The sequence below is a fragment of the Bacteroides muris (ex Fokt et al. 2023) genome (assembly GCF_024704895.1).
Classification (GTDB): domain Bacteria; phylum Bacteroidota; class Bacteroidia; order Bacteroidales; family Bacteroidaceae; genus Bacteroides; species Bacteroides muris.
Window position 1 is genome coordinate 22,120 of the sequence record NZ_JAMZEE010000005.1, and the last position, 18,234, is coordinate 40,353.

The 18,234-nt window shown below is 45.9% G+C and carries 12 protein-coding genes; 6 read left to right on the forward strand and 6 right to left on the reverse strand.

What is annotated here, in order from left to right; translation table 11 throughout:
- Positions 1-299: 299 nt before the first annotated feature.
- Positions 300-482: a hypothetical protein gene (locus M1B78_RS03210; protein WP_210434528.1), complete on the reverse strand. Its 183-nt coding sequence runs from the start codon at positions 480-482 to the stop codon at positions 300-302.
- Positions 454-654, reverse strand: a complete 201-nt coding sequence (locus tag M1B78_RS03215; RefSeq protein WP_257939872.1) for a hypothetical protein — start codon at positions 652-654, stop codon at positions 454-456. The genes M1B78_RS03210 and M1B78_RS03215 overlap by 29 nt, the downstream gene beginning before the upstream one ends.
- Before the next feature lie 38 nt (positions 655-692).
- Between M1B78_RS03215 and M1B78_RS03220 the strand changes: the two genes are divergently transcribed.
- The 6 genes from M1B78_RS03220 to M1B78_RS03245 all read left to right on the forward strand — a co-directional run bounded on the left by M1B78_RS03220 (position 693) and on the right by M1B78_RS03245 (position 9,264).
- The gene (locus tag M1B78_RS03220) at positions 693-992 is read left to right on the forward strand and encodes a winged helix-turn-helix transcriptional regulator (protein WP_257939873.1); all 300 of its coding nucleotides are present in this window, start codon (positions 693-695) and stop codon (positions 990-992) included.
- 258 nt (positions 993-1,250) lie between these two features.
- On the forward strand, positions 1,251-2,471 hold the full coding sequence (locus M1B78_RS03225; protein WP_257939874.1) for a DUF4105 domain-containing protein: 1,221 nt from the start codon (positions 1,251-1,253) through the stop codon (positions 2,469-2,471).
- Positions 2,471-4,039 carry an alkaline phosphatase family protein gene (locus M1B78_RS03230; protein ID WP_257939875.1) on the forward strand — a complete coding sequence of 523 codons (1,569 nt, stop codon included), beginning with the start codon at positions 2,471-2,473 and terminating at the stop codon, positions 4,037-4,039. The genes M1B78_RS03225 and M1B78_RS03230 overlap by 1 nt, the downstream gene beginning before the upstream one ends.
- A gap of 96 nt (positions 4,040-4,135) precedes the next feature.
- Positions 4,136-7,471: a preprotein translocase subunit SecA gene (gene secA, locus M1B78_RS03235; protein WP_257939876.1), complete on the forward strand. Its 3,336-nt coding sequence runs from the start codon at positions 4,136-4,138 to the stop codon at positions 7,469-7,471.
- A gap of 179 nt (positions 7,472-7,650) precedes the next feature.
- Entirely contained in the window at positions 7,651-8,751 is a 1,101-nt protein-coding gene (locus tag M1B78_RS03240; protein ID WP_257939877.1) for a DUF6340 family protein, read from the forward strand.
- Positions 8,752-8,817: 66 nt separating this feature from the next.
- Positions 8,818-9,264, forward strand: coding sequence for a hypothetical protein (locus M1B78_RS03245; RefSeq protein WP_257939878.1), 447 nt, complete (start codon positions 8,818-8,820; stop codon positions 9,262-9,264).
- Positions 9,265-9,370: 106 nt separating this feature from the next.
- Here M1B78_RS03245 and M1B78_RS03250 read toward each other — a convergent pair whose 3' ends face one another.
- The 4 genes from M1B78_RS03250 to M1B78_RS03265 all read right to left on the reverse strand — a co-directional run bounded on the left by M1B78_RS03250 (position 9,371) and on the right by M1B78_RS03265 (position 18,222).
- Positions 9,371-12,373 (reverse strand): glycosyl hydrolase family 28-related protein, encoded by a 3,003-nt coding sequence (locus M1B78_RS03250; protein ID WP_257939879.1) that lies wholly within the window; start codon positions 12,371-12,373, stop codon positions 9,371-9,373.
- Between the two features lie 29 nt (positions 12,374-12,402).
- Positions 12,403-15,417 carry a glycosyl hydrolase family 28-related protein gene (locus tag M1B78_RS03255; RefSeq protein WP_257939880.1) on the reverse strand — a complete coding sequence of 1,005 codons (3,015 nt, stop codon included), beginning with the start codon at positions 15,415-15,417 and terminating at the stop codon, positions 12,403-12,405.
- A gap of 71 nt (positions 15,418-15,488) precedes the next feature.
- Positions 15,489-16,205, reverse strand: coding sequence for a DUF3823 domain-containing protein (locus tag M1B78_RS03260; RefSeq protein WP_257939881.1), 717 nt, complete (start codon positions 16,203-16,205; stop codon positions 15,489-15,491).
- Positions 16,206-16,230: 25 nt separating this feature from the next.
- The gene (locus M1B78_RS03265) at positions 16,231-18,222 is read right to left on the reverse strand and encodes a RagB/SusD family nutrient uptake outer membrane protein (RefSeq protein ID WP_257939882.1); all 1,992 of its coding nucleotides are present in this window, start codon (positions 18,220-18,222) and stop codon (positions 16,231-16,233) included.
- Positions 18,223-18,234 lie beyond the last annotated feature (12 nt).

Below are 18,234 nucleotides of genomic sequence, written 5' to 3' on the forward strand. Positions count from 1 at the left end.
TAAATATAAAACATTTTCCACCTGTACTCGGCAGTTGATTGAAGACAACCAATAATGTGAATCAAGAATTACATCAGGTTCATAATTTAAAAACAAACAACCAATCTGAATAAACGACCGTCTCGCATGGTGACTATTTCCAATTCCCTCTTTTACCAATCGGATACATCCAGAATTGGCTTCTTACCAAGATACAGCATATCAGTTTCAATATCATGCTCATGCAAACCTCAGTTAATGCTGTAAAAGTACATCCGGCTTTGTGAGGGCTGCCGTTTACCAATAACGCTTTCATAGCTTCAGATGCTTTTACCTAATGAATATGCTTTTTCCAACGAAGGATGTCCAGCAATATCGCCAATCTGCATAACGCCGCCAGCATATACTTCGCCTAAATTTTCCCAGCCGAGGTGACGAAGCAAAGCATGATAGTAATGCTCCACAGGCTCAAAGTTATCCGGTGTATTGCCTTCTGCTGCCATGAGTAAAACGCAATTTCTGCAGACAAGGGCTTTTTGAATCGCGTCCACCGCCCAGACATCCCAAACAAGGATGAATGTCCATCCGTTGCAAATTGAAAACTTCCACCGTATGTCCAGCTTCTTCCGCACCTTGCTTGAAGGCTTCCACCAGTCCTATCGTATTGCCTTTCATACGTGGACTTCCGTTTAAGTTGTCCGCTTCGGCTGACAATGAGCCTGATAGATTCTAAGTGGAAGTCTTGCATACTGGACGAACTTCGCTATGTAGCTATGCGTCCGAGCGAATTACACAAGGCTTTACCTGAAGCCACACCACGTGTACTCGATTTACAACTAAAAGAACTGGTGGATGACGGCCTTGTAGTTAAAACCATCTACCCTGAGCTTCCACCACGCTCGGAATATTCCATTACAGAACTCGGGCAATCGCTATTGCCAATACTTGATGCCATGATTACATGGGGAGAAGCAAATCGGGATTTATTCGTCAGAAAATATGGTCAGGAATGAAATCTATAGCCGAACTGTGTTAATTTGTCGGTAGCATACAGGTGTGCAGCCAGTTCAATCAGTGCCACGTGTTAAAGATTACACTTCAGCAGGTAATGATCTGAAAACCTGACGGCTTCATACATCCGCTTTTCTTTGCATTATCCCGTTTTTTTCGTATGTCCTATTTTGTCCTCGCAAACGCCTTATTAACAGGCGTTACAAAGAGTTTTCCACCTTTTATTAGCCTTTTCCGGAGATTTTCCGTAAGTTTGCGGCATGAAACGAAGCCTGCTTATACATATATATATAGTAATCTTTTTTTTCTACCTGCCTGCGGCGAATGCCCAGGTGGCGCAACAGCAAAAGACAGCCACAACAGACTCCATACGCGTCAGCCTACTGACTTGTGCTGCAGGAGGAGAAATTTATTCCCTGTTCGGACACACCGCCATACGGTACGAGAATTATACGCGTGGTATTGACGCCGTCTTCAATTACGGCATGTTCAACTTCAACGCCCCTAACTTCATCCTTCGTTTTGCCTTGGGAGAAACGGATTATCAACTAGGAGTGACCGACTATGGACATTTCGCCGCCGAATACAACTATCTGGGACGCGACGTCTGGCAACAGACACTCAACCTGACGCAGGAAGAGAAAGAACGCCTGGCGGCACTGCTGGAAGAGAATTATCGCCCTGAAAACCGGGTGTACCGCTACAACTTCTTCTACGACAATTGCGCCACTCGCCCGCGAGACCTGATAGAGCGTGCCATCAACGGCACCCTGCACTATGCCGACAACATGACCGACTGCAACACGGGGCTCTCCTTCAGAGATTTGCTGCACGCATACAGCGAAGGGCATCCGTGGTCGCGCTTCGGCATGGACTTGTGCATGGGCAGCAAGGCAGACGAGCCCATCAGCAAACGGCTGGCCATGTTTGTCCCCTTCTACCTGCAAGCGTATTTCAACAAAGCACAGATTGCAGACAAAAAGGGGCAAAAAAGACCCTTGGTGACCCGGGAAGAGAGAATCGTAGTGACGGGAAAAACGCCTGCCGATTTCGTCAGCGAAGACATCACGCCCATGCAGGCAGCTTCATTATTACTGGTACTCACAGCAGGTATCAGCCTTTATGGCATACGAAGAGGAAAAACATTTTGGGGAACAGACCTTGTACTTTTCCTTGCAGCAGGAGTAGCCGGATGTATATTGGCCTTCCTAGTACTGTGTTCACAACACCCGGCAGTAAGCCCCAACTACCTGCTGTTTGTGTTCCATCCGCTCCACCTGTTCTGCCTTCCATGGATGCTATATAGGGGGCGGAAAAGGAAGTCAAGCCGCTATATGCTGGCCAATTTCATTATTTTAATACTTTTTATAGAGATTTGGGCAATAATTCCGCAGAGAATTCCACCAGCAGTATTACCTTTGGCACTATGTTTGCTGATACGTTCTGCAAACCACCTCATTCTGACATACAAACGAAAATAATGAAAAAAGGACTGATAACTTCCATACTCGCACTTACATTCAGCAGTATACAAGCCCAACCGTTGCCCGCTTCCCCAAAGCTGGTGGTGGCGCTGACCATTGACCAGTTGCGCACAGACTATATGGAAGCATTCTCGTCCTTATACGGAGAAAAGGGATTCAAGCGCTTACTGCGTGAAGGTAAAGTATTCCGCCAAGCAGAATTTCCCTTCTGCGGAACAGACCGGGCTTCGGCTATTGCCGCCATCTACACCGGAACAACACCGTCTATGAACGGCATCATTGCAGAACAGTGGCTGGATGCAGGTACGTTGCGCCCCATAAACTGCGTGGAAGACCCCAACTTCATGGGCAACTATACCGACGAAAGCACTTCCCCCTCCCAATTACTGACCTCCACCATTGCCGACGAGCTGAAAGTAGCCACCCGCAACAAAGGCTTGGTCTATGCCATCGCGCCTTTCCGCGATGCCGCCATATTGGGTGCAGGACACGCGGGAAACGGAGCTTTCTGGCTTAATAACAATACTGGAAAATGGTGTAGTACAACCTACTATAACGAGTTTCCGTGGTGGCTGAGTCAATACAACGACCGGAAATCTCCCGACTACCGTATCAAGGATATGGTATGGACACCCGCACTTCCCTTTACCAGCTATACATTTCTGCCCGAATGGCGCAACGAGCCCTTCAAATACAAACTGGACGGTGAACGCACAAATAAGTTCCGCCGTCTGATTACCAGCCCTTTCATCAACGAGGAAATCAACCTGCTGACCGAAGAGCTGCTGAACAAGAGTACCATCGGACAAGATGACGTGCCCGACCTGCTATCTCTGACCTATTATGCTGGAAATTATAACCATCGTAGTACGCAGGAGTGTGCCATGGAAATGCAAGACACCTACGTACGACTGGACCGTAGCATAGCTTCCTTATTAGAACTCATAGAACGTAAAATCGGACTCCATAACGTACTTTTCTGCATCACCTCCACCGGCTATGCCGACCCGGAAACCGCCGACCCGGGCATATACCGGATACCGGGCGGAGAATTCCACCTGAACCGCTGTGCCGCCCTGCTGAACATGTACCTCATGGCATCCTATGGCGAGGGACAATATGTGGAAGCCTATTATAACCAACAAATCTATCTCAACCATAAACTCATTGAGAACAAGCAGTTGAGCCTGACTGAAATTCAAGAAAAGTCCGCTGAATTTCTGGTGCAGTTCAGTGGCGTGAGCGAAGTATATTCAGCCCATCGCCTGCTGCTGGGTCCCTGGTCGCCGCAAATAGAACGCATACGCAATGGATTTCATCGCAAGCGTTCCGGTGACTTGCTTATTGAAATACTCCCTGGCTGGACTGTCATGCAGGAAAATAGTACCGATAACCGTGTAGTACGTACAGCTGATATTCCTGCTCCCCTTATTTTGTTGGGAGGTGGAATGAAGGCTGAAACCATCCGTATACCTATAAGCATTGACTGCATTGCCCCTACCCTAGCAAGTGTGATGCGCATCCGTGCCCCTAATGGAAGCACGGCATCCCCCCTTGACTTTTGATTCTAAAATAATCCGTGCAAATCTGGGTAATCTGTATAGAAATCAGTAACTTTGCACGCTCAACTAACTCAGTAATAATAATAAAATAAATATATAATGGGATTTAATGAATTTTTAAGCTCGATTTTCGGCAACAAATCCACACGCGACATGAAGGAAATACAACCGTGGGTGGAGAAAATCAAAGCCGCTTACCCGGAAGTAGCTAAACTCGACAACGACGCCTTACGCGCCAAGACAGAAGAACTGAAAGCCTACATCCACGATTCGGCAACCGAACAACGCGCCAAAGTAGAAGAACTGAAAGCCAGCGTTGAAGATACCGAACTGGAAAAACGCGAAGACCTCTTCAACCAAATCGACAAAATCGAAAAAGAAATATTGGAGATTTATGAAAAAGCGCTGGACGAAGTATTACCTACAGCTTTCTCCATCGTAAAAGAAACGGCCAAACGCTTCTCTGAAAACGAAGAAGTAGTGGTTACAGCCAACGACTTCGACCGCCAACTGGCTGCCACCAAAGACTTTGTACGCATCGAAGACGATAAAGCCATCTACCGGAACCATTGGATAGCAGGTGGTAACGATACCATATGGAACATGGTACATTATGATGTACAGTTGTTCGGTGGTGTGGTTCTGCATAAAGGCAAGATTGCCGAAATGGCAACTGGTGAAGGTAAGACATTGGTAGCTACCCTGCCGGTGTTCCTCAATGCCCTGACCGGTAACGGTGTGCATGTGGTAACAGTGAACGACTATCTGGCAAAACGTGACTCCGAATGGATGGGTCCCCTTTACATGTTCCACGGTTTGAGTGTAGATTGCATAGACAAGCACCAGCCCAACTCCGATGCCCGCCGCAAAGCTTATCTGGCAGACATCACGTTCGGTACAAACAATGAATTCGGTTTCGACTACCTGCGTGATAACATGGCCATCAGCCCCAAAGACCTAGTACAGCGCCAGCATAATTATGCCATTGTCGATGAGGTGGACTCAGTATTGATTGATGATGCCCGTACTCCGCTGATTATCTCCGGACCGGTGCCCAAAGGCGACGACCAACTCTTCGAACAGCTCCGCCCGCAAGTAGAACGCCTGGTAGAAGCCCAGAAAAGACTGGCTACCCAATACCTGGCCGATGCCAAGCGCCTGATTGCATCGAACGACAAGAAAGACCAGGAAGAAGGCTTCCTCGCCTTGTATCGCAGCCACAAGTGCCTGCCCAAGAACAAGGCTCTCATCAAGTTCCTCAGCGAGCAAGGCATCAAGGCCGGCATGCTGAAGACCGAGGAAATCTATATGGAGCAGAACAACAAGCGCATGCACGAAGTGACAGAACCACTCTATTTCGTTATCGAAGAGAAAATGAACAGTGTGGACCTGACAGATAAGGGTGTGGACTTGATTAGCAGCAATGTGGAAGACCCCACCTTCTTCGTACTTCCTGACATCACTGCCCAACTCTCTGCGTTGGAAAACGAAACAGACCTTACAGACGAACAACGCCTTGAAAAGAAAGATGCCCTGATGACCAACTATGCCATTAAGAGCGAGCGTGTACACACCATCAACCAGCTGCTGAAGGCATACACCATGTTCGAGAAAGATGACGAATATGTGGTAATCGACGGTCAGGTGAAGATTGTGGATGAGCAGACGGGACGTATCATGGAAGGACGCCGCTACTCCGACGGCCTGCACCAAGCCATCGAAGCCAAGGAAGGCGTGAAGGTAGAAGCTGCCACGCAGACTTTTGCTACCATTACGTTGCAGAACTACTTCCGTATGTACCACAAGCTGTCCGGTATGACCGGTACGGCAGAAACAGAAGCCGGCGAGTTGTGGGACATCTACAAACTGGACGTAGTGGTTATCCCGACCAACCGCCCCATTGCCCGTAACGACATGAACGACCGCGTTTACAAGACAAAACGCGAAAAATACAAAGCTGTCATCGAAGAGATTGAAAAAATGGTAGAAGCAGGACGCCCCGTACTGGTGGGTACCACTTCCGTTGAAATATCCGAAATGCTGAGCAAGATGCTTACCATGCGTAAGATTGAGCACAGTGTCTTGAATGCCAAGCTGCATCAGAAAGAAGCGGACATTGTGGCTACCGCGGGTCTGAAATGTGCCGTGACTATTGCTACCAATATGGCCGGTCGTGGTACCGATATCAAGCTGAGTCCGGAAGTGAAGGCTGCAGGCGGTCTTGCCATCATCGGTACCGAACGCCACGAATCACGCCGTGTAGACCGTCAGTTGCGCGGCCGTGCCGGACGCCAAGGTGACCCGGGCTCTTCCGTATTCTTCATATCCTTGGAAGATGACCTAATGCGTTTGTTCTCCAGCGACCGCATTGCCAGTGTGATGGACAAACTGGGATTCAAGGAAGGGGAAATGATTGAACACGGCATGATTTCCAAATCCATTGAGCGTGCGCAAAAGAAAGTGGAGGAAAACAACTTCGGCATCCGTAAACGCCTGTTGGAATATGACGACGTGATGAATAAACAACGTACAGTAGTGTACACCAAACGCCGCCACGCTTTGATGGGCGAACGTATCGGTATGGATATCGTGAACATGATTTGGGACCGTTGTGCCAACGCCGTCGAAGCGCCCGACTACGAAAACTGCAAGATGGATGTACTCCAGACGCTTGCCATGGAAGTACCTTTCACCGAAGAGGAATTCCGTAATGAGAAGAAAGAAAAACTGGCAGACAGAACTTTTGACGCTGCCATGGAACTCTTCAAACGCAAGACAGAACGTATGGCACAGATAGCCTATCCGGTCATCAAGCAAGTATACGAAACGCAGGGATACATGTACGAAAACATACTTATCCCTATCACAGACGGAAAACGTATGTACAACATCTCCTGCAATCTGAAGAAAGCTTATGAGACAGAATGTAAGGAGGTGGTGAAGTCATTCGAGAAATCCATCTTGCTGCACGTCATCGACGAAGCATGGAAAGAAAACCTGCGTGAACTGGACGAGCTGAAACACTCCGTGCAGAATGCAAGTTACGAACAGAAAGACCCGCTGCTGATTTACAAGCTGGAATCTGTGAACTTGTTTGATGCCATGGTGAATAAGATTAATAATCAGACTATTTCTATCTTGATGCGTGGACAAATCCCGGTACAGGAGGCTCCGGCTGAAGCCCCTGAGGCTCCCCAGGCTCCCCGCCAGGTAGAGGTGCGCCAGGCTGCTCCGGAACAGCGTCAGGATATGAGCAAGTATCGCGAACAGAAGGTTGATTTGAACGACCCGAACCAGCAGGCCGCTGCGGCACAAGATACGCGCGAACAACCAAGACGCGAACCTATCCGTGCCGAAAAGACCGTAGGGCGCAATGACCCTTGTCCTTGCGGAAGCGGTAAGAAATACAAAAATTGCCACGGAAGGAATGCGTAGGCCAAAGCAATAAAGCTATAAAATGATAAGACGATAGGGTGATAAGATGATACCGTCAGGCATCTTTTATCACCCTATCACTTTTCCTCCCACCACATTATCACATTTTTTTATTCATTCCAACTTTTGAATATTCAGCTAAAAGAGTACTTTTGCTCCAAAGAATAAAACCAAAGACCATGACCAAATATCACTATTGCCTGTTATTAATGGGGGGGCTGTTGTTAGGCGGCTGCCAGAGTGTAGAACAACTATCCATTGATTACATGCTTCCGGCAGAAGTCAGTTTCCCGGCAACCCTAAAACGTGTGGCCGTTGTCAACAACATGCCGGATATACCGGACAACAAACTCATCGTCAGTGAGGAAGAACAGAAAAAAAGCAGGAACGAGCTGGCACGTCTCACCAACTACTACAATGGAGATGCCGTCATAACCACCGAAGCCCTTGCAGAATCCCTTGCTAATGAAAATTATTTCAAGGAAGTAGTGATATGCGACTCTGCCTTACGGAGCAAAGACATTAATCCTCGCGAAAGCACATTATCAAGGAATGAGGTACTGGAACTTACACAGAATTTGGACGTGGATTTTCTGATAGCCCTGGAGAACATACAAATACGTTCCAGTCGCAAAACAAGCTATATGCCCGGCTGGGGTGTATTTCTTGGTACGGTAGACGTAAAGGTATATCCTACCGTCAGAATATATCTGCCTAACCGCAAAGGTCCTATGGTAACTGTCAACAGTAATGACAGCATTTTCTGGGAAGAGACAGGAAACAGTGAAATGTCAGCACGTTCTCGTCTCATTAGCGAAGAAGATATGGTAAAACAAGCGTCTGAATTTGCAGGAACCGTTCCGGTCAAACATCTGCTACCCTATTGGAAAACCGCTAACCGCTATCTTTTCAGTGGTGGTTCTGTCAATATGCGTGATGCAGCCATATATGCCAAAGAAGAAAACTGGGGTAAAGCCGTAGAACTCTGGCAGCAGACCTACGAAACAAAAAAAGGGAAGCAGAAAATGTATGCCGCCTATAACGCGGCTTTGGGCTACGAAATGCAAGACAGCATAGATACCGCTTTGGAATGGGCATTGAAAGCGCAAACCCTTGCCCGCGAAAAAAGCAAAACAGTCCCCCAAAATACAAGTGAAATACATGATGGAGCCATTTCCTATTATATTTTCATCAGCATGTATGTAGACGAATTGAAGAATCGAAAAGAGGGGATGGCACGCTTGAACATGCAAATGAACCGATTTGATGATGATTTTTAGTCAAATGATGCAGAGATAACCGTTTTTTTTATACCTTTGAACAACAATTAAGAAAAGAAAGTTATTATGAAACTCAGTCAATCGTCATTAGCACTTCTGGAAGAGACTCTTAAAAAAGCAATCGACAAGTACAACTGCGGTTGCAAACAGACTGTCGTTACAGACATTCATCTGCAACCAAATCTGAATTCGGGCGCACTGTCTATCTTTGACGACGAGGATAAGGAACTTGCCAATACTTCCATTGAAGAATGGATGGCCTACGAGGGAAATGGTTTCTATGAAAATGTAGAGCGTATCCTGTCCTCATTGCTCTGTAACATGAAAAATGAAGGAGAATTTGACAAGCTGACGATTCTGAAACCATTCTCTTTTGTACTGGTGGATGACGATAGAGAAACAATCGCTGAGCTGCTGCTGATGGATGATGATACTCTATTGGTCAATGAAGAGCTACTGAAAGGATTGGATGAGGAACTGGATTCTTTTCTGAAAGAGCTGCTGGAAAAATAATATTCCAAACAATCAGCCTATAAGGAAAAGAGACCTTCTTATAATAAATTAGCCCCTGCGATATAAAACGACCGCAGGGGCTAATTCTTTTTTACCTATACAATACCTAACGTATCTTAATTCCATAGAAAGAACTTGAGGTGGTAACAAAAAGCATATCCTTCTGCCTTCCACCAATTGCCAAGGAAATCGGGCGTTCTTCTATCTGAATACGTCTCTGCTCTTTACCATATTTGTCATAGACAAATATTTCACCATCAGCAACATAGACATTTCCGTCAGCATCGGTCACATTACTGTATTGACCATAAGGACATATTATTCCTTGTTCTGTCAAACGGCCATCCCCACCAACGGAAAGTTGTACTGTCGTTTTATTCATCTCATTTACAATATAAACCGGTTCTGACTGACCGGGAACTGTAACAGTCAAAGCACAAGAACGTCCCAAATCATAGGTATCCGGAATAATTGTCACGCCATCCGGAGCGACAAAACTATACTCAGGCATACTGGCAACCACCTTGTCAAAGTCACCTCTCCAACGACTGGAAGGGTGAATGACTTTCTGTATATTCTTCATAACGGCTGTAACGACACGTGGCATAGGCTTCATCGTAGCATCCACGTTATCCGGATTAAAAGAATACCCCCAAGCACTCCAGCCACTGTTACCCCAACCACTGTACATCGGATTATCATCCGGCAAGCGCACTACCGTTTCCTGCTTGCCGTTCACCAGATAACCCGGCTGAGGGTCATAGCGGAAAATAACCAGCAGATTGTCTTGCGTATCAGTAGTCAATGTAAAAGGCTTCCAGGGATAATCGGCTATCAAAGTAATCTGCTCCGTGTCTGCCGACCATTTATAGATTTTCTTCAGACGGTTTTCACAGAAGTAGATATTTCCTTTACTGTCGGTAGTAGCTCCGGAGGCAAGTTCAAAGCCGGTAACCAGCTTTACGGGCTTGTCGATGACATCGCAAGCGGGGCGGTTGCTCTTCTCCTTGCCCGAGATTGTGAGACGAGCAAAATCCCATGAATAAACGGGCAACGCCTTGTTCATATCGTAGACCGGAAACTCGATGACCGGCAATATCTGCGTATAGTTGTGCATATTGCGGAAGGTGATGTTCTCGCAATCCCAGATGCGGAAGCCTATCTCCTTGGGCATGAAGGCACGGATGACGCGATACATCCATACATTTACCATTTCGATATTTTGACAGTTGGACATTTCTGCCATATAACAATCAGGCCCTTCACGACCTTCTTCCTCAAACTGGAAAGCATAAATTTTCCAGTTGGCCACATTATGGAAACGGGCTTCAGTACGGACATGATGCTCCAAAGACATGGCATAAATACGTCCCGGAGTCTTCGTTTCGCTAATATAAAGCCCACTGGCAGCATACGTACTGGCTGTCCAAACATCCTTAATTGTCCCGCCACCATTGTTTGTAATCCACAAACTCCAATACTGGTTGTCCCAAGCCATATCCTTACCGGTCTCCATGACCGGAGAAGACGGAGAACTAATTCGACGCTCGCCCCTGCGGTAAGACGACTGTCCGGAAGCATTCGGAGCCGGTTTGCGCAAGGTGCCGTGCCCGCCTACAAACTTCACATCATTCAAGTACGAACGCTCACCCGCCATCCATTTACAGCCGACAGCACGGTAATTATACGCACCGGTATTAATACCTATACCATTCAGTACGTCGTCGCCGCCTTCGGAAGATTCAACCAAAGGCACAGGCACGCCGAAACCACTGAATGCAGGCTCGCTTTCCTTCAACAGAAATTGAGTCCCAAAAGGATGCAGCCCAATCAGCTTAGTACCGGGAGACAGCTTCAACGTTCTCGTCAGGCGATACCAACCCTGGGGCACATAGATGTTTTTATGCAAAGAGACAGCTTTCTCAAAAACTTCCGTATCATCAGTCTCGCCATCACCTTTTGCCCCTAAGTCTCGGATATTGACCCATGTCTCCATTGCCGGAAGAACCGGAAGGTCCTTGCCAAGTGTAACCGGCAGTTTTGCCACCGGCTCTATTTCACATATTTCCCTGAAAGAAGAAGCATCATTCAAATCCTGATACACCAGACCGTAAGTAAACTCCTTGACTCTGTACATTTTTGCTTTTCCGGCAACTTTCTTTCCACTTTGAGCATAGTCCACCAGTACGGGAACATTCCTGCAATCCACATTCACCAGATTCAATTGCGAAAAAGTATTTCCCTCTACGCTTACCCTGACACCGGCTTCCGAAATATTCTCCCACAACGAATTCTCCACATGAAGACGGTCTGCCAGATTCTCTGCCATTTCAAAGGCAACGGGCGTATTCTTCACATGCATATTGACGATGGCAAATCCCACCTCTTTTGAATAGACAGCCGCCTTTCTCTGCCCCTCAAAGTAAGTATCGACCATCATCATAGGCCACCCCGGAGAAGTCCTGGAGGAAATTATCCCATATTCACCGCCATAGAACCTGACGTTTTCCAGTTCATTGCCAACATCATACATGCCGGCTTTCCCCGAACCAATCCGAATGTCGCAATGATTGATAAATCCATGCTGGGCAAAATGCGCACGAATGGCGACGGCTTGAGGATTACCTTTGTCTATACGGAAATCTACATTGGACACCGCACTATAGAAAGTACCTGCACCGGCATCCGAAGGCTTCCTACCCTCTTGTGCCAGCCCTCCCGTAAACCATATCATATAATTTTGAGTAGTCTGGAAACCGGGTGTATCGGCTCCCAAATAAATCACCGGCCGTTTCTTCCCATAACCAATCAGCCGAATGGATGAGGGAATTTGAATCGTCTTGCTAATACGATAATTTCCTTCCGGCAGAAACAGTATCCCAAAGTTCTTTTCGCGCTTCACCTGATTGATTGCCTCTTGAAGTGCATCGGTCACGTCGGACTTTCCATCAGCCTTGAAGCCGTAATTCTCCGGGGTAAAGTAGAATGCTTCCGGATCGTCCGGTCTTTGCGTATAGGTGGAACCACCCTCTGCCGCCCACCCGGACGGCATATTACCGATAATCCAACAGACTATCAGCAGGTATCTCATTATTTGATAATTTCTCATTACACAGATTGTTTTAATATGGATTTTCCTTATTTAATACGTACACCAAAGAACTTGGAACGGCCTGTGACAAACAATGTATTGCCATCCTTACCGCCAAACTGTAATGTGGACGGACGTTCGGGAACACGAATCATCCCTTTCTTCTTGCCATCCTTATCAAATACATATATTTCTCCGTCAGCCACATACAAGTTCCCTTCCTTATCTACAGCAGAACCAAATTCGCCCTGCTCCACAAAATAGCTCAAGTTGGAGAGCGTGCCGTCATTGGCCACATCCATCTTCACCATTCTGCGGTCATATTCATCAGATGTATAGAAAGGCTTTCCCGGATAGGCTTCCAGCAGGGAAGAACTACGTGACAAGTCGAAATAATGAGGAATGATAGTTTTTCCATCCGGTGCCAGGAAGCACATTTCAGGAACATAGACCGACACCGCATTGAAATCGTGGAAGTCTCTCCAACGGTTAGAAGGATAAAGAGCCTTATACACGTTCTTCACTTGACCCATCGGAACACGCGGCAACAGTTTGATGGTCTCTTCCGGATTTTCCGGGTCAATGGAGTAGACTCTCATTGTATATGCGGAATTACCATATCCGCTGAAAGAAGTACCTTTTGTATCAGGCATTACCGGCATTTCCTCCGGCTTACCATTAATCAGATATCCCGGCTGCGCATCATATCTGAACAATACCAATAGATTATCTTCTGAATCAAAAGCCAGGTTGGAGGGTTTCCACGGGAAATCTGCCAGCAGCGACAAGCTGTTTGTCTCTACCGACCACTTAAAGATACGACGCATCCGATGGTCGCAGAAGTAAATGTTACCTTTACTGTCGCGCGCAATGCCTTCGGCAAATTCCAAATCGGAAGCCAATTGGTTCACCTTACCTATTTCATTGCCTAACGATTGCTGATGAGGTTCTTTTCCGGTTACAATCAAGCGAGAAAGTTCCCACGGGCGGATGTCAATGTCTTTGTTGACATCGAACACTGCAATGTTATTCGTATATTTAATCTGAGAATAGTTATGCAGGTTCAGAAATGCGATGTTCTCGCAATTGCGGATACGTACAGAACTGTGATACGGTTCATTGACACGGATAACGCGGAACATATACAAGTTTGCAAAGGTCACATCTTTGCAGTCGTCCATCTCTATCGGTTGGCAATCGGTACTTTCACGGCTCTCTTCCTCGGTTTGCATGCAATACACCTTCCAGTTGGACACCTTGCTGAAACGTACTTCATTTCTTACATGATGCTCGATGGACATGGCATAGATACGCCCCGGAGTAGAAGTATTGTTGGCATAGAAACCATTGGTGGCATATGTGCTTGCTGTCCAGATATCTTTAAAGGTGCCACCACCGTTGTTGGTCACCCACAGACTCCAATACTGGTTGTCCCAAGCAAGATCCATGCCCGAAGCCGCTACCGGATTATCGGGAGAACTGATACGAGCCGGTCTGTTCCACCGGCCACGTGGTTCCTCAACACCCGGTTTAGGTTTCCATAAACCGCCATGCCCGCCTACAAACTTCACGTCATTCATATAAGAATCTGCATTTGCCATCCACTTCACACCTACAGCACGATAGTTATAACCGCCGGTATTGATACCAATGCCCATCAGCATATTTGCACCGCCTTCCGAAGATTCCACCATCGCTTTCGGACCGCCAAAACCACTGAATGCAGCAGTACTTTCGTCCAGCCGGAACTGAGTGCCAAAAGGATGCAGGCCTATCAACTTGGTATCGGGCTTCATCTTCAAAGTTTCGGTAATGCGATACCAGCCCTGGGGCACATAGATATTATCGTACTTGTCAATAGCCTCCTGGATGGCCTTCGTATCATCCGTTTCCCCGTCTCCCTTTGCACCGAGTTCGCGCAGATTTACCCATGTTGCCATTGCAGGCAGTGCAGGGATGTCCATCAGTTGGGCAACCGGCATCTTCTGTATCGGTTCAATATCAACCAACGTTTCATATTCCGGCATATCCACCATGTCATCCATCTGCAAGCCGTGGTCGTATGACTTTACCTTATAGATTTTATGAGAAACATGGGTGGCCGTATTGCTACGGGTATATTTCGCCAAGGTCGGTACATTCTTACAATATACATTGCGAAAGGTTATCTGATTGTTGCTGTTGTTCTCGTTGGTAATCACCACTGCCGGACCACTTACATTTTCAAAATAGCTGTTTTCCAAAAATAACTTGTCGCAATAATTAGGGTCAATATCAAATACAGCCGGAACATTCTTGGCATACAGATTCACCATTGCCAAACCGGACTCCTGACAACGAAGAGCAGCTACACGTTGTCCCTCAAAATAAGAGTCGACCATCATTACCGGCCATCCGGGAGAAGCTTTTGTCGTATAAATGCCATAATCTCCCCCGTAAAAAGCAACGTTTTCCAACTCATTGCCCACATCGAACAGACCAGCCTTGCCTTTACCTATGTATACGGCCACATAACTGATAAAACTGTGTTGGGCAAAGTGTGTGCGTAGCGCCACTGCATGCGGATTACCATCTTCTATGCGCAAGTTGATATTCGACATGGCACTGTAGAACGTACTGGCACCGGCATCACGAGGTTTCTCACCTTCCTTGACAACGGCTCCCGTAAACCAGAACATGTATTTAGCTTTTCCTTTATCATCAGCTACTTCCTCCTGAAAACCCGGAGAATTCTTAGCCAGAATAAATTCCGGGCGATTCTTTCCATAGCCAATCAAACAAATAGCCGTAGGAATATAAATGGTCTTGCTGATTTTATATTTACCTTCAGGGATAAAAAGGATTCCGAAATTCTTTTCTTTCTTCACTTGATTAATCGCTGCCTGCAAAGCATCCGATACATCCATCTTTCCATCCGCCTTTATAGGATAGTTCTCGGGAGTGAAATAAAAAGCTTCGGGATCATTGGGTTTTAGAGGATAAATCGAATTCAATTGTACAGCATACAACTGAGTACATATCATCCCCAGCAAAATTAAAATAATCGTGTTCAATTTCTTCATGGTCTTATTTTTAATGTATGGATAAAAAAAGACGTTCTGCCGTCAAGCAGAACGTCTCCCTCTGCTATAAATTACAATTTTATAACTACTACCGGCGCATAATTATGCCGTACAGTACCCACACCCGAAACATCAGCCAGAGCGCCAATACGGAAATAATAATTCTTGCTGTATTTCAAGACATCAGCATTTTGTCCCAGATCGATGGACAATGTATAAATATCAGCGCTATTTATAGCAGTACTCGGACTAAACACTTGCTTATCAGTCCCTCCATTCAACGTCAATTTCACATTGTTACCTACCCACATATCTGAAAAAGCAAACAACTGAACCTCTTTCAATTTCACTTCTTGTTTACCAGCTTCCAACGAGAATGTAGCAGTAATCACATTGCCATTCTTTTCTACTTTTGGACTTTTAACGCGAATATAAGGAATAACCTTGAAATCATACACATTATCCCCTGACTTAACAACAAAATCCTTCACTTCAAATGGATAAAAATTCCCATTTTCAAAACGGACATCATAAGTGGCAGCAAAAACCATATTGTTACGGTATTCTCCGGTATTTGTGATGTACCAGGTTTGATCCGTAGCATTAGTAAATCCATGCTCCCTCACTTTAATTGCATTACCGTTTTCCATATCAGAACCTACAAGTTCACCAGTCTGTTCGTCAAGGATAGAACCATGTATGGAAGCATCCGGTCCCTCATAATTATCAATTTCACAAGATGTCAATGCGAATAAGAAGCATGACACAAATAACAATATCTTTTTCATAACTTTCTACTTAATATTATTCAAATTAATGACCTGGATTCTGAACTAAACCATTCGTGGCAATATTAGGTATGCCCCTATAGTAGTTGATGTTCTGGAAAGTACGCCCTCCTCTTGTTTCGTCACCAAAGTAGTTCACCCTTGCAAAGACATATTTAGGCTCTACACCACGCAAGTCAAGCATCGGCACCAAAGCTTTACGAATTCTATTATTGCTGAACTCAGTATGGAATTCCCTACGACGATTCATATCCCAAAAACGCTTTCCTTCAAACGCCATCTCCACACGACGTTCCTTCAAAACACTCTCTAATGTCAAAGATATCCGGTCGGTGTGTCCGGCTCTACGTCGCAAAGCATTCAAACAGTTCCCAGCCAATTCCTTATCGCCCAATCCACTACCATTTTCCACAACAGCCTCAGCATAATTCAGGTAGACTTCTGCCAAACGCATATCAATATAAGAGGTAGTGGACGAAAGACGGTCGGGAGACATGCTCTCGCCCTCGGGCATATACTTACGAACTCCAAAACCTGTAGCAGTCCAATTGGCATCCTCACCACTGTTCACATTATTAAATCCGGAGAACATGGTTTCACCTTCGGCTCCTAAAGCATAATATGTTGTTCCATTTTTCTGAGTAGACTCGTTTGAATAAGCCACATAGCTATTATTGTCCTTGATAAATCCGCCCTGGATAATAATCTCAGTGCCGGCATAAGATGAACCCGGCACAACCACACTTGCCAGCAGACGTGCATCCTTGTTGGCAAACGGTTCATACAAATCGTTGTATTTAACAAAAGGTACCGACATCAAGGTGTTCACTACAGAAGCATTATTCATATTATGGAAATTAGCGATATAAGCATCTTCATTCCCATCCGTACGAGTTACAATCTTTGCACTTTTTCCCGTGCCGTCATCCGTATAATCTTCAAACAAATCAACGATTTCCAACATCGGATTGAAACGTCCATATTTCAGAGCGCCCGGATTGACTTGAGGAAGGATATTAAACTGGGCATAGCTATGTCCCTGATTAGTATTGGTTGTTCCATTAAGATACGCTTTACTGAAAATGACCTCTTCATTCTGGTCATTCAGGAACAAGGCCTGGAAGTTTGATGCAGCCTCCTTAACAGTAGCCGGAGCAGGCTTATAAAGGGATTTACCGGAATTCTCTATAAGGAACTTAGATGCTTCAATACATTCTTTATAGAATGCATCGGCATCGGCAGAAGTCATTCCACCCACCAGTTTCTGAGTGACAGCCTCACCAGCCAAAGGTGCCAGATTCCAATACTTGGCTACAGAAGCTGCATGAAGTGCAACTCTTGACTTCAACGCATAAGCTGCCCACTTGGTTACGCGATACAAATCCGAACCAGAAGTCGCATCGGGCAAAGTAGCGGCAGCAAGGGTGCACTCATTCAATACAAATTTCCAAGTATCCAACTCTGTACTGCGGGGAACTGCCACAGCACCCGGTCCACCATCGGCATAATCATCGTCCTGCACTTTGTCAATCAGAGGAACGCCGCCATATCTTTTTACAAGCCCATAATACATATAAGCACGTGCAAAATGGGCTTCACCAGTCATACGATCCGCATCTGCAACAGAAATTGTTCCGGCTTCTTTGGCTTTCTCTACATTCTGCATAAAAATATTCACCTGACGAATATCTCCATAGGGCCAATAATTGAATCCTTCATAACCTATACCCACTCCTCCGTCACTACGGGTAGCTTCGTCGGTGAGAAATGCCAAATTAGTAGTTTCATTCACACCATCATAACCGCGTTGATTAAAACCATTGTTCGGACGATAATTAAAATCTTCCATAGGAATCATGGTATATATGTTTGCCAATAGTGCCTTTACACCACCTTCTGTCTCCAATAACTGCTCGGGAGACACTTTATCCAGCGGTTCAAGTTCCAAGAAGGCATTACAACCGGACAATCCCATCAATGCACATAACGAGAATATCGATAAAATATTTTTTTTCATGGTATTTCAGAA